Annotated in this window: 16 protein-coding genes; 5 read left to right on the top strand and 11 right to left on the bottom strand. The window is 73.1% G+C overall.

The genetic code is table 11. The annotated features are described in order from the left end of the window. The 4 genes from K8Z61_RS01980 to K8Z61_RS01965 are packed head-to-tail and all read right to left on the bottom strand — an operon-like array spanning window position 1 to window position 6,154. Window positions 1–1,215 carry an amidohydrolase gene (locus K8Z61_RS01980; protein ID WP_224126390.1) on the bottom strand — a complete coding sequence of 405 codons (1,215 nt, stop codon included), beginning with the start codon at window positions 1,213–1,215 and terminating at the stop codon, window positions 1–3. Window positions 1,216–1,225: 10 nt separating this feature from the next. Next, the gene (gene meaB / locus K8Z61_RS01975) at window positions 1,226–2,233 is read right to left on the bottom strand and encodes a methylmalonyl Co-A mutase-associated GTPase MeaB (RefSeq protein ID WP_224126389.1); all 1,008 of its coding nucleotides are present in this window, start codon (window positions 2,231–2,233) and stop codon (window positions 1,226–1,228) included. 13 nt (window positions 2,234–2,246) lie between these two features. After that, entirely contained in the window at window positions 2,247–4,418 is a 2,172-nt protein-coding gene (gene scpA, locus K8Z61_RS01970; protein ID WP_224126388.1) for a methylmalonyl-CoA mutase, read from the bottom strand. Then, on the bottom strand, window positions 4,415–6,154 hold the full coding sequence (locus K8Z61_RS01965) for a methylmalonyl-CoA mutase family protein (RefSeq protein WP_224126387.1): 1,740 nt from the start codon (window positions 6,152–6,154) through the stop codon (window positions 4,415–4,417). The genes scpA and K8Z61_RS01965 overlap by 4 nt, the downstream gene beginning before the upstream one ends. Before the next feature lie 143 nt (window positions 6,155–6,297). Between K8Z61_RS01965 and K8Z61_RS01960 the strand changes: the two genes are divergently transcribed. The 4 genes from K8Z61_RS01960 to K8Z61_RS01945 all read left to right on the top strand — a co-directional run bounded on the left by K8Z61_RS01960 (window position 6,298) and on the right by K8Z61_RS01945 (window position 11,008). After that, a complete protein-coding gene (locus tag K8Z61_RS01960; protein ID WP_224126386.1) occupies window positions 6,298–7,386 on the top strand; it encodes a glycosyltransferase in 1,089 nt (362 codons plus the stop codon). Window positions 7,387–7,519: 133 nt separating this feature from the next. Next, the gene (locus K8Z61_RS01955) at window positions 7,520–8,218 is read left to right on the top strand and encodes a succinate dehydrogenase cytochrome b subunit (protein ID WP_224126385.1); all 699 of its coding nucleotides are present in this window, start codon (window positions 7,520–7,522) and stop codon (window positions 8,216–8,218) included. A 13-nt stretch (window positions 8,219–8,231) separates the two neighbouring features. After that, window positions 8,232–10,256 (top strand): fumarate reductase/succinate dehydrogenase flavoprotein subunit, encoded by a 2,025-nt coding sequence (locus K8Z61_RS01950; RefSeq protein WP_224126384.1) that lies wholly within the window; start codon window positions 8,232–8,234, stop codon window positions 10,254–10,256. Between the two features lie 8 nt (window positions 10,257–10,264). Continuing rightward, the gene (locus K8Z61_RS01945) at window positions 10,265–11,008 is read left to right on the top strand and encodes a succinate dehydrogenase/fumarate reductase iron-sulfur subunit (protein WP_224127571.1); all 744 of its coding nucleotides are present in this window, start codon (window positions 10,265–10,267) and stop codon (window positions 11,006–11,008) included. A 103-nt stretch (window positions 11,009–11,111) separates the two neighbouring features. On the opposite strand, the gene K8Z61_RS01940 is transcribed toward K8Z61_RS01945, so the two are convergent. The 5 genes from K8Z61_RS01940 to K8Z61_RS01920 all read right to left on the bottom strand — a co-directional run bounded on the left by K8Z61_RS01940 (window position 11,112) and on the right by K8Z61_RS01920 (window position 17,477). Continuing rightward, window positions 11,112–12,164 carry a YihY/virulence factor BrkB family protein gene (locus K8Z61_RS01940; protein ID WP_224126383.1) on the bottom strand — a complete coding sequence of 351 codons (1,053 nt, stop codon included), beginning with the start codon at window positions 12,162–12,164 and terminating at the stop codon, window positions 11,112–11,114. Window positions 12,165–12,192: 28 nt separating this feature from the next. Further along, window positions 12,193–12,720 (bottom strand): 2'-5' RNA ligase family protein, encoded by a 528-nt coding sequence (locus K8Z61_RS01935; protein WP_224126382.1) that lies wholly within the window; start codon window positions 12,718–12,720, stop codon window positions 12,193–12,195. A gap of 47 nt (window positions 12,721–12,767) precedes the next feature. Continuing rightward, window positions 12,768–13,832, bottom strand: a complete 1,065-nt coding sequence (trpS, locus tag K8Z61_RS01930; protein WP_224126381.1) for a tryptophan--tRNA ligase — start codon at window positions 13,830–13,832, stop codon at window positions 12,768–12,770. Beyond that, window positions 13,813–15,123: an MFS transporter gene (locus tag K8Z61_RS01925; RefSeq protein WP_224126380.1), complete on the bottom strand. Its 1,311-nt coding sequence runs from the start codon at window positions 15,121–15,123 to the stop codon at window positions 13,813–13,815. The genes trpS and K8Z61_RS01925 overlap by 20 nt, the downstream gene beginning before the upstream one ends. A gap of 146 nt (window positions 15,124–15,269) precedes the next feature. Then, entirely contained in the window at window positions 15,270–17,477 is a 2,208-nt protein-coding gene (locus K8Z61_RS01920; RefSeq protein WP_224126379.1) for an NADP-dependent isocitrate dehydrogenase, read from the bottom strand. Between the two features lie 242 nt (window positions 17,478–17,719). Between K8Z61_RS01920 and K8Z61_RS01915 the strand changes: the two genes are divergently transcribed. After that, window positions 17,720–18,706 carry a malate dehydrogenase gene (locus tag K8Z61_RS01915; protein WP_224126378.1) on the top strand — a complete coding sequence of 329 codons (987 nt, stop codon included), beginning with the start codon at window positions 17,720–17,722 and terminating at the stop codon, window positions 18,704–18,706. Between the two features lie 82 nt (window positions 18,707–18,788). On the opposite strand, the gene K8Z61_RS01910 is transcribed toward K8Z61_RS01915, so the two are convergent. Together K8Z61_RS01910 and K8Z61_RS01905 are read right to left on the bottom strand one after the other, a co-directional pair. Beyond that, entirely contained in the window at window positions 18,789–19,124 is a 336-nt protein-coding gene (locus K8Z61_RS01910; RefSeq protein ID WP_224126377.1) for a DUF3017 domain-containing protein, read from the bottom strand. After that, window positions 19,124–19,975: a bifunctional methylenetetrahydrofolate dehydrogenase/methenyltetrahydrofolate cyclohydrolase gene (locus K8Z61_RS01905; RefSeq protein ID WP_224126376.1), complete on the bottom strand. Its 852-nt coding sequence runs from the start codon at window positions 19,973–19,975 to the stop codon at window positions 19,124–19,126. Before K8Z61_RS01905 ends, K8Z61_RS01910 begins: the two co-directional genes overlap by 1 nt. Window positions 19,976–20,086: the final 111 nt, after the last annotated feature.

Genomic DNA, 20,086 nt, shown 5'->3' with positions numbered 1-20,086 from the left:
TCAGCGGGCCAGCGACAGCAGGGCCGCGCCGGCGAGCATCCGGGCTCCGTGGCCGATGGCGGCCTCGTCGACGACGAGGTCGCCGCGGTGCAGGTCGTAGCGCTGGCCGCCGGGCGAGCGGGTGCCGAGCCGCAGCAGCGCGCCGGGCACGTGGGCGAGGTACCAGCCGAAGTCCTCGCCGCCGAGGCTCTGCTCGGCCTCGGTGCGGTGCAGCGGGCCGAGCATCGCGTCGGCCGCCTGCGCCAGCAGGTCGACGCTGGCCGCGTCGTTCACCACCGGCGGGACGCCCTGCAGGTAGTCGACGGTCGCGGTGACGCCGTAGGGCCGCACCAGGTCGAGCACGGCCTGGCGCACGACGCCCTCGCAGGAGGCCCACGCGTCGGCCTCGAGGATGCGCACCGTGCCGCTGGCCAGGCCGTGGTCGGGGATCACGTTGGCCGCCGCACCCGCCTGCAGCACGCCCCAGACCACGCTGACCCCCGCCCGGGGGTCCATCCGGCGGCTCAGCACCGACGGCAGCTCGGAGACGACCTTGGCCAGCGCGAAGGTGAGGTCCTCGGTCAGGTGGGGACGCGAGGTGTGCCCGCCGCTGCCCTCGAGCCGGACGTCGATGCGGTCGGCGGCGCTGGTGATGGGGCCGACCCGCAGGCCGACCGCGCCGACGTCGACCGACGGGTCGCAGTGCAGCGCGAAGACCTCCTCGACGCCCTCGAGCGCGCCGTGGCTGATCAGGTGCTTCGCGCCGCCGGGCATGACCTCCTCGGCGGGCTGGAAGAGCAGCCGGACGCGTCCGGCCAGCAGGCCCTGCCGGTGCAGCTCGGCGAGCGCGAGGCCGGCGCCGGCGAGGGCGCTGGCGTGCACGTCGTGCCCGCACGCGTGGGCGACGCCCGGCACGGTGCTGCGCCAGGGGTCGGTGGTGAGGTCCTGCACGGGCAGCGCGTCGAGGTCGGCGCGCAGGGCGACGCGGCGTCCGCCGGCGCCGAGGTCGGCGACCAGGCCCGAGCGCGGCGTGCGGGTGATCGTCCAGCCGGCCGGCTCCAGCAGCTCGACGAGCCGCGCGACGGTGCGCTGCTCGGCCCAGGCGGGCTCGGGGTGCCGGTGGAGGTCGCGACGGAGCTCCACGAGGTCGTGCTCGTGCTTCTCGACGACGGACGCGGCGTGCTGGAGCAGCGCGTCGGTCGACCGCTCGTCGGGTCGGGGGACGTCGGGGCTCACGGCGTCCAACCTACGCCGGGGCGTCGGGCCGGGCGTCGAAGGCGGCCAGCAGCCGGTCGGCGGCGACCGTGGCGGGCAGCTCCCCGGCGAGCACGGCCGCGCGGACCTCGTCGCGCACGCCCCGGACGCCCGGGGAGAGCCGCAGCCGCTGGTCGAGCTCGTCGCGGACCAGCGCCCAGGTGAACTCCAGCTGCTGCTCGGCCCGCTTGCGTCGCAGACCGGCCTCGCCGAGGAACCCGCGATGGCCCAGGATCCGCTGCCACAGGTCGTCGACGCCGACGTCGGTCAGGCCCGAGCACGTCACCACCGGGGGCGCCCACTCGTCGTGGCCGCGGACGAGGCGCAGCGCGCCCGCCAGCTCGCGGGCCGCGCCGCGGGCCTCCTGCTCGCGGTCGCCGTCGGCCTTGTTGACCGCGACGACGTCGGCGAGCTCGAGGATGCCCTTCTTGATGCCCTGCAGCTGGTCGCCGGTGCGGGCGAGGGTGAGGAACAGGAAGGTGTCGACCATGCCCGCCACGGTCACCTCCGACTGCCCGACGCCTACGGTCTCGACCAGCACGACGTCGTAGCCGGACGCCTCGAGCACCGCCATCGCCTGCACCGTGGCCCGGGCGACCCCGCCGAGAGTGCCGGCCGACGGGGAGGGCCGGATGAAGGCCTGCGGGTCGGCGGCGAGGCGTCCCATGCGGGTCTTGTCGCCGAGCACCGAGCCGCCGGTGCGGACGCTCGACGGGTCGACCGCGAGCACCCCCACCCGATGCCCGGCCGCGGTGAGCCGCGAGCCGAGCGCCTCGATGAACGTGGACTTGCCGACCCCGGGCACGCCCGAGATGCCGACCCGCACGACGGCGTCGCCGGCCGGCCCGCCGGTGAGGCCCTCGGCGGCGAGCGCGGTCAGGAGCTCGCGCGCTTGGCCGCGGTGCTGCGGCCGCGAGGACTCCACCAGCGTGATGGCCTGGGAGACCGCCGCGCGACGTCCCGCGCGGATGCCGTCGAGCAGGTGCTCGACGGAGGGCACCCCTCCCCCGCCCTCAGTGGCCCAGCTGCACGCGCAGCTTGGCCAGGAGGTCGAGGGCCGACTCGGCGATCACCGTGCCGGGCAGGAACACCGAGGCGGCGCCCATCTCCTTGAGCGTCGGGACGTCGTCGGGCGGGATGACGCCGCCGATCACCATCATGATGTCGGGACGTCCCTGCTCGGCGAGCGCGTCGCGCAGCGCCGGCAGGAGCGCGAGGTGGCCGGCGGCCAGCGAGCTCACGCCGACGATGTGCACGTCGGCGTCCACGGCCTGCTGGGCGACCTCCTCGGGGGTGGAGAACAGCGGCCCCACGTCGACGTCGAAGCCGAGGTCGGCGAAGGCCGAGACGATGACCTTCTGGCCGCGGTCGTGGCCGTCCTGGCCCATCTTCGCGACCAGGATGCGCGGACGCCGACCCTCGGCCTCCTCGAACTCCGCGGTCTCCGCCAGCACCTGGGAGACCAGGCTGCTGCCGTGCTCGCCGAGGGCGGACTCGTCGCGGTACACGCCCGAGATGGTACGGATGACGGCCTGGTGCCGGCCGTAGACCTTCTCCAGCGCGTCGGAGATCTCGCCGACCGTCGCCTTGGCCCGCGCGGCGTCGACGGCGAGCGCGAGCAGGTTGCCCTCCAGGCCCTGGCCCGTGCCCCGCTCGGCGGCGTTCGTGAGCGCCTCGAGCGCACTGCGCACGGCGTCGTCGTCCCGCTCGGCGCGCAGGCGCTCGAGCTTGGCGATCTGCTGGCGGTACACGGCGTCGTTGTCGACCTTGAGCACCTCGAGCGGGTCCTCGGCGGCGAGCCGGTAGGTGTTGACGCCGATGACGCTCTGCAGCCCGGCGTCGATCCGCGCCTGGGTGCGGGCCGCGGCCTCCTCGATGCGCATCTTCGGGATGCCCTGCTCGATCGCGCGGGCCATGCCGCCGGCGGCCTCGGCCTCTTGGATGTGCGCCCACGCCCGCTCGGCGAGGTCGTGGGTGAGGCGCTCGATGTAGTACGAGCCCGCCCACGGGTCGATGATCTGGGTGGTGCCGGACTCCTGCTGCAGCAGCAGCTGGGTGTTGCGGGCGATGCGGGCCGAGAAGTCGGTGGGCAGCGCGATCGCCTCGTCCAGGGCGTTGGTGTGCAGCGACTGGGTGTGGCCCTGGGTCGCGGCCATCGCCTCGATGCACGTGCGGCCGACGTTGTTGAAGACGTCCTGCGCCGTCAGCGACCAGCCGGACGTCTGCGAGTGCGTGCGCAGCGAGAGCGACTTGGGGCTCGACGGGTCGAACTGGCGCACCAGGCGGGCCCACAGGGCCCGGGCGGCGCGCATCTTGGCGACCTCCATCGAGAAGTTCATGCCGATGGCCCAGAAGAACGACAGGCGCGGCGCGAACTGGTCGATCGTCAGGCCCGCCTCGAGGCCCGCGCGGATGTACTCGACGCCGTCGGCCAGCGTGTACGCCAGCTCGAGGTCGGCGGTGGCCCCGGCCTCCTGCATGTGGTAGCCGGAGATCGAGATCGAGTTGAACCGCGGCATCCGCGCCGAGGTGAAGCTGAAGATGTCGGAGATGATCCGCATCGACGGCGACGGCGGGTAGATGTAGGTGTTGCGGACCATGAACTCCTTGAGGATGTCGTTCTGGATGGTCCCCGCGAGCTGCTCCGGCCTCACCCCCTGCTCCTCGGCCGCGACGATGTAGAGGGCGAGCACGGGCAGCACGGCGCCGTTCATCGTCATCGACACCGACATCTGGTCCAGCGGGATGCCGTCGAACAGGGTGCGGGTGTCGTAGATCGAGTCGATCGCGACGCCGGCCATGCCGACGTCGCCGCGCACCCGCGGGTGGTCGGAGTCGTAGCCGCGGTGCGTGGCGAGGTCGAAGGCCACCGAGAGGCCCTTCTGGCCTGCCGCGAGGTTGCGCCGGTAGAAGGCGTTGGACTCCTCGGCGGTGGAGAAGCCGGCGTACTGCCGGATCGTCCACGGCTGGGTGGTGTACATCGTCGGGTAGGGCCCGCGCAGGAACGGGCTCAGGCCCGGCAGGGTGTCGAGCGCGTCGAGGCCCTCGAGGTCGGCGGCCGTGTAGAGCGGCTTGACCTCGATGCCCTCGGGGCTGCTCCACGGCTCGGCGCCCGCCGGGGCCGGGACGCCGGCCCGGGCCGCGCCGGCCAGGTCGTCGGTGCTGAAGCGCTTCGGAACGGTCATGCCAGTGCCTCCCGCGTGCGGGTGAGGAACGCGAGGGCGTCGACGCCCATCGCGCAGGAGTCGTCGGACCAGTCGGTGGCCCTGCCGGCGATCACGACGTGACGCGCGCCGGCCGCGCGCAGGGCCTCGGCCGCGGCCGCGCCCCACTCCTCGTAGGCGGCGTCGGCGCCGGCGAGGCAGACCACGGGCTGACCCGTGTAGGCCGCGACGAGGTCGTCGGGGCCGCTCGTCGCCCCCGCGACGTCGACCGCGACGCCGCCGGCGGCGAGCAGGTTGGAGGCGAAGGTGGCCCGGGCGGTGTGGGCCGCGATCGGGCCGAGCGTGGCGAGGAAGACGTGCGCGGCCGGCGGGGTCGCCCGCAGCTCCTCGTAGCTCGCACCGTAGGGCCGGACGCCCTCGAACCCGCCGTCGGCGAGCCGCTCGGGCAGGGTCTCGGCGAGGTTCGGGAACTCCGAGACGCCGGTGATCGGCCGCGTGCGGGTCGCGACGAGCCGCTCGCGCGCGGCGACGGTCTCCTCCACCAGCGGGGCGATCGCGTCGTCGAGCGTCGCGCCGGCGAGCACCGCCGCGTCGAGCTCGACGAAGAGCTCCCAGGCGCGGCGGGCGAGGTCGTCGGTGAGCCGCTCGACGGCGTACGCGCCGCCGGCGATGTCGGCGACCCGGCCGAGGTGCGACTCCTCGATGAGCAGGTGGTTGATGTTGCGCGCGATCCGTCGTCCGAAGCCCTCCGGGCGGCCCAGCGGGGCGTCGAACGGCAGCACCGTGACGGCCTCCGCGCCGCCGACGCCGGCCGCGAACGCCGCGACCGTCGTGCGCAGCATGTTCACGTAGGGGTCGTGCGCGCTGAGCATCGGCCGACTGGTGACGGCGTGCTGCCGGGCGCCGGCGGCGACCTCGGCGGGCACGCCGCTGAGCTCGAGCACCCGCACCCACAGCCGGCGGGCCGCGCGCAGCTTGGCGACGCTCGGGAACTGCTCGTCGGTGACCGCCAGGCGCGGCTCCAGCAGCGGGGCGGCGGTGGCCGCGTCGATGCCGGCCTCCTCGAGCACCCGCAGCGCGCGCACGCCGGCGGCCAGCAGGAAGGCGACGTCCTGGGCGTCGGAGGCGCCGCGGTCGTGCACCCGCGTGGCGTCGACGACGACGGCCAGCAGTCCGGGGTGGGCGGCCTCGAGCGCGAGCCGCACGGCGCCGACGAGCTCCTCGGCCTCGGCGAGCGCGTCGACGCCGAGGTTCGTGCCCGGGGCCGGCACGGTGCTCTCCAGGTGGGCGAGCAGCGCGCGGGCCGCGGCCAGCGGGGCGTGCGGGGCGTCCAGGACGACGGGCGCGAGGTCGAGGTAGACGCCGGCGAGCAGCGCCTCGAGCTCGGTCTCGGCGCCGGGGGCCAGCCGCAGCCACACCGACGTCGCGCCGCCCTCGAGGTCGGCGAGCACGGTCTCGTTCGTGACGCCGGCGGCGACGCCCGTGGTGGCGACGTGCGGGCGGATGTCCCACGGGCCGACGCGCGTCGGCCGGCCGGCGGTGACCAGCCCGTCGAGGTCGGCCGCGCGACCCAGGGGGGTCACCGCGATGCCGTCGAGGGTCGTGCGGGTGAGTCGGTCCCAGACGCGCTCGTCGGGGTCGTCCTCGCCCAGCCGGCGGGCCTTGCGCAGCACGGTGGCGGCCTGGGCCTCCCAGTCGGCCAGCGACCACGCGTCGTCGGGCCCGGCCAGGCGCAGGGTGCCGTCGCTCTCGGTCATGGGGCGAACCCTAGAGAACCTGACATCCGCACTGTCACGGACCTCGGAACATGAGATGAGCGCCACCGAGCGTTCACCGGCACGTCGCCTCCCCCTCCCCCGGACGCCGCCCTCCCCGCGCCGCCGCGCGGGAGCCTGCGGACATGCGGATCCTGCTGGCCACCGAGGCGTTCTACCCCGCCGTCGACGGCACGACCACCACCCTCAAGGCGACCGCCGACCGGCTCATCGACCTCGGCCACCGGGTCGCGATCGTCGCGCCCGCGCCGGGCCTGGGCGACTACCGGCGCGCGCCGATCACCCGCATCAGCCCCCTCGGCAAGCTCGGGGCGCAGGTGCGCGGCGCGATCGAGTCCTTCCGTCCCGACGTCGTGCACGTCACGAGCCCGGCGCTGACGCCGGCCGGGGTCGGCCGCCGGGCGCTGAAGCAGGCGCGGGCGCTCGGCGTCCCGACGTTGGTGGTGCAGCAGTCGGCCGTGCCCGAGCTCGCCTGGGACATGTGGCGCTCGCGGATCGCCGAGCGCGCCGACGCGGTGCTGGTCACCGCCGACTGGGTCGGGGCGCGGATGGCGGCGCTCGGTCAGCCGACCACCGTCTGGATGCCGGGCGTCGACGCGCGCGCCTTCACCCCGGCGCTGCGCGACGCCTGGCTGCACGACCACTGGGCCCGGGCCCGGTCGGCCTCCGGGCCACGGGTCGTGGTCGGCTACGTCGGCAGCCTCCACCGCCGCCACGGCGTCCGCTCGCTCGCGGCGCTCGCCGACCTCCCCTCCGTCCGGCCGGTGATCGTCGGGGACGGCCCGCAGCGCGGCTGGCTCGCCGACCGCCTCCCGAAGGCCAAGCTGACGGGCACGCTCTCCACCGGCGACCTCGCCGTCGCGGTGGCCAGCCTCGACGTGCTCGTCCACCCGGGCACCCAGGAGACCTGCTGCCACGCCCTGCGCGAGGCCTCGGCCAGCGGCGTGCCCGTGATCGCCCCGCGCTCCGGCGGCGCGCGCTCGTGGGTGCGGCAGAACGAGACCGGGCTCCTCTACGACCACCGCGAGGACGCCGGCCTCGCCGCCGCGGTCGCGGCGGTCGCCGCCGACTCCCGGCGCGACCTGCTGGGAGCCGCCGGCCGCGAGCGCGCCCTCGAGCGCGGCTGGGACGTCGCGGTGGACGAGCTGATCGGCCACCTGGAGGCCCTGGCGCCTGGCGCGGACGCGCGCGTCACCACCGCCGCGGCACACTGAGAGCGGACCTGGGATCAGGCCTGGGATCAGGTCCGCGGGCGGCCGGAGGGCCGTCGGAGGACTCTCAGGCAAGACTTATCTCACACGGACCAGTGGTCTCGGTCACGCGCGCGGAGAGGTAGCGTTGGATCTCGTGGCAACCCCGACCCTGGTCCGAGGAGCGCGCGCGACCCAGTCGACGATCACGCTGAAGATCGCGATGGCCGTGAGCGGCATCCTGTTCATCCTGTTCGTGCTCGCGCACATGTACGGCAACCTGAAGGTGTTCTCCGGCGAGGAGGCCTTCAACTCCTACGCGGAGCACCTGCGCACCATCGGCGCGCCGATCTTCCCCCGCACCGGCGTCCTCTGGATCCTGCGCGTGGGCCTGATCGCCTCCCTGATCGTGCACGTCGCCTGCGCCGTCACCCTGGCGCGTCGCGCCGGACGTGCCCGGCCCGTGCAGTACCAGGTGAAGCGCAACGTCAACTCGGCGTTCTCCTCGCGCACCATGCGCTGGGGCGGCGCCACGATCCTGATGTTCCTGATCTGGCACCTGCTCAACTTCACGATCGTCAAGATCAACCCGACCGGCGGCGAGACCGAGAACCCCTACCGCCTGCTGGTCGACAACTTCGGCGTCTGGTGGATGACGATCATCTACCTCGTCGCCATGGCGGCCCTCGCCCTGCACCTGCACCACGGCACGTGGAGCTCGCTGCAGACCCTGGGCCTGACCAACAGCCCGCTCGCCCGCCAGCGTGCCAAGCTCGCCGGGTGGGTCGTCGCCGTCGTCGTCGCCGGTGGCTTCTCGCTCGTCCCGCTGTCCGTCCTCGTCGGCATCACCAAGTAGTAAGGAGACGCGCATGGCTGGCTCGACCCTCCACGACGGGCTCACCCCGCTGAACGCTGCGCCCACGCAGACCTCTGACGACGCGCACGGGTACTACACCCTGGGCGAGAAGATCGTCGACCCGGTGGCGCCCACCGGTCCCATCGCCCAGCGGTGGACCACCCGCAAGTTCGAGAACCGCCTGGTCAACCCGGCCAACCGGCGCAAGCTGAACATCATCATCGTCGGCACCGGCCTCGCCGGCGCGGCGGCCGCGGCCACCCTCGGCGAGGGCGGCTACAACGTGAAGTCGTTCTGCTACCAGGACTCCCCGCGTCGGGCCCACTCGATCGCCGCCCAGGGCGGCATCAACGCGGCGAAGAACTACAAGGAGGACGGCGACTCCGTCTTCCGGCTCTTCTACGACACCGTCAAGGGCGGCGACTACCGCAGCCGCGAGTCGAACGTCTACCGCCTCGCCGAGGTGTCGACGAACATCATCGACCAGTGCGTCGCGCAGGGCGTCCCCTTCGCCCGCGACTACGGCGGCCTGCTCGACAACCGCTCGTTCGGCGGCGTGCAGGTCTCGCGCACCTTCTACGCGCGCGGTCAGACGGGCCAGCAGCTGCTGATCGGCGCCTACCAGGCCATGGAGCGCCAGGTCGCCGCCGGCACCGTCACGCAGTACACCCGCCACGAGATGCTCGAGCTGATCGTCAAGGACGGCAAGGCGCGCGGCATCATCGCCCGCGACCTGGTCACCGGCGAGATCGAGACCCACCTCGCGGACGCGGTCGTGCTGGCCTCGGGCGGCTACGGCAACGTCTTCTACCTCTCGACCAACGCGATGGGCTCGAACGTCACCGCCGCGTGGCGTGCGCACCGCAAGGGCGCCTACATGGCGAACCCCTGCTTCACGCAGATCCACCCGACCTGCATCCCCGTCTCCGGCGAGCACCAGTCGAAGCTGACCCTGATGTCGGAGTCGCTGCGCAACGACGGTCGCATCTGGGTGCCCAAGCGCGCCGAGGACTGCGAGAAGGATCCGCGTGACATCCCCGAGGAGGACCGCGACTACTACCTGGAGCGCATCTACCCCTCCTTCGGCAACCTGGTGCCCCGCGACATCGCCTCGCGTCAGGCCAAGAACGTCTGCGACGAGGGTCGTGGCGTGGGCCCGATGGTCGGCGACTTCCGCCGCGGCGTGTACCTCGACTTCTCCGACGCGATCAAGCGCCTCGGCGAGCCGGCCATCCGCGAGAAGTACGACAACCTGTTCGACATGTACCAGCGGATCACGGGCGAGAACCCGTACGAGGTGCCGATGCGCATCTACCCCGCGGTGCACTACGTGATGGGCGGCCTGTGGGTCGACTACCACCTGCAGTCGAACATCCCCGGCCTGTTCGTCACCGGCGAGGCCAACTTCTCCGACCACGGCGCCAACCGCCTCGGCGCCTCGGCGCTGATGCAGGGTCTGGCCGACGGCTACTTCGTGCTGCCGAACACCATCCGCGAGTACCTCGCCGACGGCCCGTTCGCCCCGGTGTCGGAGGACGACGGCGCGGTCGTCGAGGCCCGCGAGGCGGTGCGCTCGCGCGTCGAGCGGTTCCTCTCGATCAACGGCACGCGGTCGCCCGACTCCTTCCACAAGGAGCTCGGCCACATCATGTGGGAGTACTGCGGCATGGAGCGCACCGAGCCGGGTCTGCGCAAGGCGATCGACATGATCCGCGAGCTCAAGCGCGAGTTCTGGAACGACCTGAAGGTCCTCGGCACCGCCGACAGCCTCAACCAGAGCCTCGAGAAGGCCGGCCGCGTCGCCGACTTCATCGAGCTCGGCGAGCTGATGTGCGTCGACGCCCTGAACCGTCGCGAGTCCTGCGGCGGTCACTTCCGAGGCGAGTCCCAGACCGAGGACGGCGAGGCGCTGCGTCACGACGACGAGTTCGCCTACGTCGCCGCGTGGGAGTGGGGTGGCGACGAGGGCCAGCCCGTCCTGCACAAGGAGGACCTCGTCTACACGGCCATCGAGATGAAGCAGCGGAGCTACAAGTGATCGGCACCATGAACCTGACCCTCAAGATCTGGCGTCAGCCCCACGCCGAGGCGCAGGGCGGCATGCGGGAGTACCAGGTCTCCGGCATCTCCGAGGACATGAGCTTCCTCGAGATGCTCGACATCCTCAACGAGCAGCTGCAGGAGCAGGGCGAGGAGCCCGTGGCCTTCGACCACGACTGTCGCGAGGGCATCTGCGGCTCGTGTTCGTTGATGATCAACGGTCAGGCGCACGGCCCGGAGGTCACCACCTCCTGCCAGCTGCACATGCGCTCGTTCAAGGACGGCGACACCATCACCATCGAGCCGTGGCGCTCGGAGGCGTTCCCCGTCGTCAAGGACCTCGTGGTGAACCGGTCGGCGTTCGACCGGATCATCCAGTCCGGCGGCTACATCTCCGCCAACACCGGCTCGGCCCCGGAGGCCAACTCGGTGCCGGCGCCGCGCGAGAAGGCCATGCGCGCCTTCAACGTGGCCACCTGCATCGGCTGCGGCGCGTGCGTCGCGGCGTGCCCGAACGGCTCGGCGTCGCTCTTCCTCGGCGCCAAGATCACCCACCTCGGTGAGCTGCCGCAGGGTCAGCCGGAGCGGTACGAGCGCATCGTCGACATGGTGGCCCAGCACGACGCCGAGGGCTTCGGCGGCTGCACCAACATCGGCGAGTGCGCGGCGGCCTGCCCGAAGGGCATCCCGCTCGACGTCATCAGCCAGCTGAACAAGGACCTGCGCACCGCCATCAAGGCCGGTCGCTGATCCGCTGACGCACACGAAGGGCCCCGCCGGAGACGGCGGGGCCCTTCGTCGTCCTGCAGGCGCCTGGGTCGCCGTCCCGCGCACGTCCGGCGCCCGGGGGCGCTCAGCGGGAACGGAGCCCCGAGAGCAGCGCCCCGACGGCGGCGCCGACGCCGGCGCCGACCGCGAACGACTGCCAGGGTCGCGGCTGGTCGACCGGGACCTCTCCCCCGTGCGGCACGAGCACCGCGACGCCGTGCTCGTCGAGGTCGGCGGCGGACGGCAGCGCCGGGCCCTGCACGGGGTCGGGCTCCGGGAAGGGACGGACGGCCAGCGCGGCCGGCGAGGTCGCCGACCAGGCTGCGCAGTAGAGGACCAGCCGGGTGAAGTAGTTGATCCAGACGACGAGGATCAGCGCGACGCCGAAGGCCTGGAAGGCCGGCGAGCCGCGGGTGCCGGCCAGCAGGAGGCCGGCGAGCTGCTTGAGCACCTCGAACAGCACCGCGCCGAGCACCGCGCCCTGCCAGAGGCTCGACGCCGGCAGGTGCGCGGCGGCGAGCAGGCGGAACATCGCGAAGAAGAGCACCGCGTTGGCCGCCAGGCCCAGCGCGACGCTGAGCAGCCGCACCACCCAGCCGAGGGTGGAGTCGAGTCCCAGGAAGCCCAGCACGTCGCCCGAGAAGCCCGCCACGAACCCGGTGACGGCCACCGCGACGAAGAGGATCGAGCCGAGCACGACGAGGCTGGCGAGATCGCGCAGCTTGCCCGCGACGAACGACGGCTGCTTCTCCTCCGGCGGCGCGAAGACCACCGTCAGCGCCCCCCGCAGGGCCGAGAGCCAGCCGAGCCCGGAGTACAGCACGCCGAGCAGGCCGACGACGCCGGCCAGCCCTGAGAACGTGCGCAGGTCCTTCAGCGACAGCGAGCCGTCCAGGATGCCCGGGACGACGCTGTCGAGTGCACGCTGCAGGTCGGCGTCCGCGTCGGGGTAGACCTTGGAGACCAGGCCGACGACGAAGACGGCGAGCGCCAGCACCGGGAAGAACGACAGGAACGCGAAGTACGTGACGGCGCCGGCCTGCTGGCCGGCCTGGACGGAGCCGTAGTGCTCCTGCATCCGCAGGATGCGGTCGAGCACCGGGTAGCGGGCGCGCAGGCGCGCGAGACGATCCTTCACCCCGCCCACGCTGCCCGACGGGCGGCGCTCACACACCCTCCGGAGGGGTCCGCAGCGCGAACGCGTCGGTCGGACGCCAGCCGTGACGGGCGTCGTGCACGTAGAGGTGGAACTCCTCGACCGTGAACTCGCACTCGAAGTCGCCGAGCTCCTCGAAGGCGCGGTCGAGCGTGGGGTCGTCGAGGTGGTGCGCGACGGTGACGTGCGGGTGGTACGGGAAGTCGAGCTCGACGCCCAGCGGGCCGTCGCGCAGCGCCTCGGCGAGCTGCTCGCACGGGGAGATGCCCTCGGCGAGGGTCACGAACACGACCGGCGAGACCGGCCGGAAGGTGCCGGTGCCGCGCAGGTGGACGCCGAACCGCGGGATCGCGGCGCCGACCTCGGCGAGGTGGGTGCGGACGGCGTCGATCGACTCCTCGGCGATCTCCTGCGGCGGCACCAGGGTGATGTGCGTGGGGATCAGGCTCGCGGTGTCGTCGCCCAGGCCGGTGCGGTACTCCTGCAGCCGGGTGCCCCACGGCTCCGGGACGGCGACCGCGACGCCGATGGTGAGCACGGGCGTCAGACTAGTGCCGGCGGCCGGGCCGGCGCCGCGCATCGGGCTCACGCGCCGGGGGCGATGAAGCCGACGCGCTGGTAGACGTCGCGCAGCGTGGCCTCGGCGATCGCGCCGGCCCGCTCGGCGCCGGCCTTGAGGACGCCGGTCAGATGGGTCTGGTCGTCCAGGAGCTCGAGCGTGCGGTCGCGGAACGGCGTCACGAACGTGACGACGAGGTCGGCGAGGTCGGACTTGAGGTCGCCGTAGCCGCGGCCCGCGTACTGCTCGACGAGGTCGGTGACCGACTCCCCGCTCAGGGCCGCGTGGAGCGTCAGCAGGTTGCTGACGCCCGGCTTGGCCTCGGGGTCGAAGCGGATCTCGGACTCGGAGTCGGTGACCGCCGAGCGCACCTTCTTCGCCGACACCGTCGGCGGGTCGAGCAGCTCGATGATGCCGGCGGGCGAGGACGCCGACTTCGACATCTTCGAGGTGGGGTCCTGCAGGTCGGCGATGCGCGCGGTGGCCTTGAGGATGTAGGGCTCGGGCAGCCGGAAGGTCTTCTTGTAGCGGTGGTTGAACCGCTGCGCGAGGTCGCGGGTGAGCTCGAGGTGCTGACGCTGGTCCTCGCCGACCGGCACGTAGTGCGGGCGGTAGAGCAGGATGTCGGCGGCCTGGAGGATCGGGTAGGTGAACAGGCCGACGCTGGCCGTGCCCTCCCCCTGCTTGGCGGACTTGTCCTTGAACTGCGTCATGCGGCGGGCCTCGCCGAACCCGGTGAGGCAGTTGAGCACCCACGCGAGCTGCGGGTGGGCGGGCACGTGGCTCTGCACGAAGATCGAGGAGCGCTCGGGGTCGATGCCCATCGCGATCAGCTGGGCCGCGGCGCGCAGGCAGCGCTCGCGCAGCACCTTGGGGTCCTGCTCGACGGTGATCGCGTGCAGGTCGGCGATGAAGAAGAACGGCTCGTGGTCGCGCTGGAGGTCGACCCACTGGCGCAGCGCACCGAGGTAGTTGCCGAAGTGGAAGGAGTCCGACGTCGGCTGGATGCCGGACAGCACGCGCGGACGCGCGCCGGCGGGGGTGCTCGGGACGGCGAGTGCGGGATCGACCTCAGGCGTCGTGGCGGGCATGGGCGCCATTGTGGCCGATCGGGGCGGCCGGGACCGCCTCGGGGTGGTCGGCCGCCGAGTCGCCCGCCGAGCCGCCGGCGCGGTGGCCGGCGGCGGCCACGAGCAGGATGAGGACACCGGCGACCGACAGCCCGGCGCCCACCAGCGCCGGCGCCCGGTAGCCGTAGCCCGCGGCGATCACGACGCCGCCGAGCCAGGCGCCGAGCGCGTTGGCGGCGTTGAGGGCCGCGTGGTTCATCGCCGCGCCCAGCGTCACGGCGTCACCGGCGACGTCCATCAGGCGCAGCTGCAGGTTGATCGTCAGCACCGAGGCGACCGTGGTGATCAGGAAGACGACCGGCAGCAGCAGCCAGCCGTGCGGCGCGGCGACCCAGAAGACCAGCATCAGCACGGCGGTGCCGAGGCCGGCGCCGATCAGCGAGCGGAACACCGACCAGCCGGCCAGCTCCCCCGCGGCCCAGGTGCCGACGACCATGCCGAGGCCGAAGGCCAGCAGGAAGACCGGGACGGTGCCCTCCGAGAGCCCGGCGACGCCGGTGACGGTGGTGGCGATGTAGGAGTAGACGGCGAACATGCCGCCGAAGCCGATCGCGCCGGCGGCGAGGGTCAGCCAGACCTGGGCGCTGGAGAAGAAGGCGCGGGCCTCCCGGCGTCCGGTGGCCTCGGGGTCGCCGGGCGTGGCCGGCACGAAGACCAGCGTCAGGACGACGGTGGCCAGGGCGAGCACGGCGGTCGAGAGGTAGGCCGAGCGCCAGCCGACGTGCTGCCCCAGCCAGGTGACGGCGGGGACGCCGAGCACGTTCGCGACCGAGAGGCCGAGCATGACGCTGGCGACCGCACGGCCGCGTCGCTCCGGGGCCACGAGGCTGGCCGCGACCAGGCTCGCGACGCCGAAGTAGGCGCCGTGCGGCAGGCCGTCGAGGAAGCGGGCGAGGGTGAGCAGGCCGTAGCCGGTGGCGGCCGCGCTGAGCACGTTGAAGACGGCGTAGGCGCCCATCAGCCAGATCAGCAGCGTCCGCCGCGGGAGCCCGGCCACGAAGAAGCTGAGGATCGGCACGCCCACCACGACGCCGAGGGCGTAGGCGGAGATGACGTGACCCGCCTGCGGCTCCGAGACCCCGATGCCCGACGCGATCTGCGGCAGCAGGCCCATCGTCACGAACTCGGTCGTGCCGATGGCGAAGCCGCCGAGCGCGAGCGCGAGGATCGCCAGCGTCGCGTGGCGGGTGGACGTCGGACCCGTGGTGGACGGGGTTCCGGCGACGGAGGGCGGGGCGTCGGTCCGGGGCATGGTCACGATGCTCCAACCTTGGCTGGTCCAGACCAATTCCGGGTCGGGGCGGCGCGGGTGCCGACGTGAGCGAGGTCTCCTGACCCACGACGGACGACGGCCCGCCGGGATCACCCGGCGGGCCGTCGTGCGGTCGGGCCGCGACGTCAGAGCGAGGCGAGCGCCTCGTTCAGCGTGGCGGAGGGCCGCATGACCTCGGACGCCTTGGCGTCGTCGGGGCGGTAGTAGCCGCCGATGTCGGCCGGCGAGCCCTGGACGCCGTTGAGCTCGGCGACGATCGTCGCCTCCTCGGCGGCGAGCCGCTCGGCGAGCGGGCCGAAGGCGGCGGCGAGGTCGGCGTCCTCGGTCTGCTGCGCGAGCTCCTGGGCCCAGTAGAGCGCCAGGTAGAAGTGCGAGCCGCGGTTGTCGATGCCGCCGACGCGACGCGTGGGCGACTTGTCCTCGTTCAGGAACGTCTCGGTGGCGCGGTCGAGCGCGGCCGCGAGGACCTTCGCGCCCGGGGCGTCGGCCTGCTCGGCGTAGAGCTCCAGCGAGGGGACGAGGGCGAAGAACTCGCCGAGGCTGTCCCAGCGCAGGTAGTTCTCCTTGACCAGCTGCTGCACGTGCTTGGGCGCCGAGCCGCCGGCGCCGGTCTCGAAGAGGCCGCCGCCGTTCATCAGCGGGACGACGGAGAGCATCTTCGCCGACGTGCCGAGCTCGAGGATCGGGAAGAGGTCGGTGTTGTAGTCGCGCAGCACGTTGCCGGTGACCGAGATGGTGTCCTCGCCCCGGCGGATGCGCTCCACCGAGTAGGTGGTGGCCGCGGCCGGCGCCATGATCTCGATGGTCAGGCCCTCGGTGTCGTGCTCGGTCAGGTACTCGCGCACCTTGGCGATCAGGTTCGCGTCGTGGGCCCGGGTCTCGTCGAGCCAGAAGATCGCCGGGGCGCCGGTGGCGCGGGCACGGGAGACGGCCAGCTTGACCCAGTCGCGGATCGGCGCGTCCTTGGTCTGGCAGGCGCGCCATACGTCGCCCGCCTTGACCTCGTGCTCGAGCAGCGTCGCGCCCGAGCCGTCGAGCACCTTGACCGTGCCGTCGGCGGGGATCTCGAAGGTCTTGTCGTGCGAGCCGTACTCCTCGGCGGCCTTGGCCATCAGGCCGACGTTCGGCACCGAGCCCATCGTCGAGGGGTCGTAGGCGCCGTGGGCGCGGCAGTCGTCGATGACGGCCTGGTAGACGCCGGCGTAGGACGAGTCGGGGATGACGGCCAGGGTGTCCTGCTCCTCGCCCGCGGCGTTCCACATGTGGCCCGAGGTGCGGATCATCGCCGGCATCGAGGCGTCGATGATGACGTCGGAGGGGACGTGCAGGTTGGTGATGCCCTTGTCGGAGTCGACCATCGCCAGGGCGGGGCCCTCGGCGAGCGCGGCGTCGAAGGCGGCCTTGATCTCGGCGCCGTTCTCGACCTTGTCGAGGCCGGCGAGGATCGCGCCGAGGCCGTCGTTGGCCGAGAGGCCCGCGGCCTTCAGGGTCTCGCCGTGCTGGGCGAAGACGTCGGCGAAGAACACCTCGACGACGTGGCCGAAGATGATCGGGTCGGAGACCTTCATCATCGTGGCCTTGAGGTGGGCCGAGAACAGCACGCCCTCGGCCTTGGCCCGCGCGACCTGCTCGGCGAGGAACGCGCGGAGGGCGGCGACGTCCAGGTAGGTGGCGTCGACGACCTCGCCGGCGAGGACCTTCACGGCGTCCTTGAGCACGGTCTCGGTGCCGTCGGCGGCGACGTGGACGATGCGCAGGGTGTCGTCGGCCGGGACGACGACGGACTTCTCGTTACTGCGGAAGTCGCGCTCGCCCATCGTGGCGACGTTGGTCTTGGACTCGGGGGTCCAGGCGCCCATGCGGTGCGGGTGCGCCTTCGCGTAGTTCTTCACCGACGCGGGCGCGCGGCGGTCGGAGTTGCCCTCGCGGAGCACCGGGTTGACCGCGGAGCCCTTGACCTTGTCGAACCGGGCGCGGATCTCCCGCTCCTCCGGCGTCGAGGGGCTCTCGGGGTAGTCGGGGATGTCGTAGCCCTGGGCCTGCAGCTCGGCGACCGCGGCCTTGAGCTGCGGGATCGAGGCGGAGATGTTGGGCAGCTTGATGATGTTGGCCTGCGGCGTGGTCGCCAGCTCGCCCAGCTCGGCGAGGTGGTCGGCGATGCGCTGCTCCTCGGTGAGCCGCTCCGGGAACTGGCTGATGATCCGACCCGACAGCGAGATGTCGCGGGTCTCGATCTCGACGCCGGCCTTCGCGGCGTAGGCGGCGACGATCGGCAGGAACGAGTACGTCGCCAGCAGCGGCGCCTCGTCCGTGTGCGTGTAGATGATCGGCATGGTGCGGGCAGCTCCTCCGGGGACGGAAATCTCGACGTCAAGATACCTGATGGGATCCGTGCGCTGACACCCTCCCAGGTCGCACCCCCGGAGGACACCCGACGGCCCGGACGGCCGGAGCGGAACGGGGTCTCGCGGCCGCACCCGCGGCGGTGACCGGGGCGCCGCGCTGCTAACTTGCCAGCGGAGCGCTCCACCCGCGGAGCCCCGTACCCCACTCCGTCCGAGCCCGAGGAGAAGTCGTGAGCACCACCCCGTTGAAGGTCGCCGTCACCGGCGCGGCCGGCCAGATCGGCTACAGCCTGCTGTTCCGCCTCGCCAGCGGGGCGCTGACCGGCGGCGCGCCGATCGAGCTGCGCCTGCTCGAGATCACCCCGGCGCTCAAGGCGCTCGAGGGCGTCGTCATGGAGCTCGACGACTGCGCGTTCCCGGGTCTGGCCGGCGTCGAGATCGGCGACGACGCGGAGAAGATCTTCGACGGCGTGAACCTCGCCCTGCTCGTCGGCGCGCGTCCGCGCGGCCCGGGCATGGAGCGCGGCGACCTGCTCTCGGCCAACGGCGCGATCTTCACCGCCCAGGGCAAGGCCCTGAACAAGGTGGCGGCCTCCGACGTGCGCATCGGCGTCACCGGCAACCCGGCCAACACCAACGCCCTGATCGCGGCGTCCAACGCGCCCGACATCCCGAAGGAGCGCTTCTCCGCGCTCACCCGCCTCGACCACAACCGGGCGATCTCGCAGCTGGCCGCCAAGACCGGCGCGCCCGTCACCGACATCACCCACATGACGATCTGGGGCAACCACTCCGCGACCCAGTACCCCGACCTGTTCCACGCCGAGGTCGCGGGCCGCAACGCCGCCGAGGTCGTCGGCGACCAGGCCTGGATCGAGAACGACTTCATCCCGACCGTCGCCAAGCGCGGCGCCGCGATCATCGAGGCCCGGGGCTCCTCCTCCGCCGCCTCCGCCGCGTCGGCCACGATCGACGCCGCCCGCGACTGGCTCTACGGCTCCGCCGAGGGCGACTGGGTCTCCATGGCGGTCGTCTCCGACGGCTCCTACGGCGTGCCCGAGGGCCTGGTCTCCTCGTTCCCCGTCACCACGAAGGACGGCGACTGGAGCATCGTCCAGGGCCTGGAGATCGACGAGTTCTCCCGCGGTCGCATCGACGCCTCGGTCGCCGAGCTGGCCGACGAGCGCGACGCGGTCACCGAGCTCGGCCTGATCTGAGGCCCGCTCCCCCGCTCGATCCACGAGGCCCCCGACGCGATCCGCGTCCGGGGCCTCGTGCGTCGGAGGGACAGGGGCGGCCTCAGCGGCCGGGCACGGTGGCCGCCAGCGCCAGCACGACCCCGCCGGTGATGGCCAGGAGCGCCGCGTCGATCGCCCAGTGGCGCACCGCGAGCATGCCGGCGTCCCGACCGCGCAGGAGCAGCCGGGCGACGGCCGCGAGCAGCAGCGACGCCCCGAGCACCGCGACCCCGACGCGCCACGCGCCCGCCAGGGCGAGCAGCAGGCCCACGGCGTCGATGACCAGCACGCCCAGGTAGACCCAGCCGCCGACGGTCCGCGGCGTCCAGCGTCGGCCGTCCTCGGAGCCGCGCGGCGACCGGTCCGGCTCCGGGGACCCGCCTGCGGACGCGGCCATCAGGCCAGCGCGCGCTCGGCGAGGGTGACGATGTTGGAGAGCAGCATCGCGCGGGTCATCGGACCGACGCCGCCGGGGTTCGGCGACACCCAGCCGGCGACGTCCCAGACGTCCTCGGCGACGTCGCCGGCGAGCTTGCCGTCGACCCGGCTGACGCCGACGTCGAGCACCGCCGCGCCGGGCTTGACCATGTCTGCGGTGATGATGCCGGGCACCCCGGCCGCGGCGACGACGACGTCGGCGGCGCGGGTGTGGGCCGCGAGGTCGCGGGTGCCGGTGTGGCACAGCGTCACGGTGGCGTTCTCGGAGCGGCGGGTCAGCAGCAGGCCGAGCGGGCGCCCGACGGTGACGCCGCGACCGACGACCACGACCTCGGCCCCGGCGATCTCCACGGCGTGGCGGCGCAGCAGCTCGACGATGCCGAAGGGCGTGCAGGGCAGCGGCGCCTCCTCGCCGAGCACGAGCCAGCCGAGGTTGGTGGGGTGCAGGCCGTCGGCGTCCTTCGCGGGGTCGATCAGCCCGAGCACGCGGTTCTCGTCGATGCCCTTCGGCAGCGGCAGCTGGACGATGTAGCCGGTGCACGCCGGATCGGCGTTGAGCGCCGCGACGTGCTCCTCGATCTCGGCCTGGGTCGCGGTGGCCGGCAGGTCGACGCGGATCGACTCGATGCCGACCTCGGCGCAGTCCTTGTGCTTGCCGCCCACGTACCAGCGCGAGCCGGGGTCGTCGCCGACCAGCACGGTGCCGAGGCCCGGGACGACGCCCCGCTCCTTCAGCGCCGCGACCCGCGTGCGCAGTTCGTCCTTGATCGCCGCCGCGGTGGCGGTGCCGTCGAGCCTCTGTGCCGTCACGAGGGGTGAGTCTAGGGACCTCGGCTGCTCACGCCGGCACGGGCGCGCCCCGGTGGTCGAGCCTGTCCCGGTGGTCGAGCCTGTCCCGGTGGTCGAGCCTGTCCCGGTGGT

It is taken from the genome of Nocardioides sp. TRM66260-LWL (genome assembly GCF_020075545.1).
GTDB lineage: Bacteria > Actinomycetota > Actinomycetes > Propionibacteriales > Nocardioidaceae > Nocardioides.
Note: the sequence above shows the minus strand (reverse complement) of the source record. Positions and strands in the feature narration are given on the sequence as shown.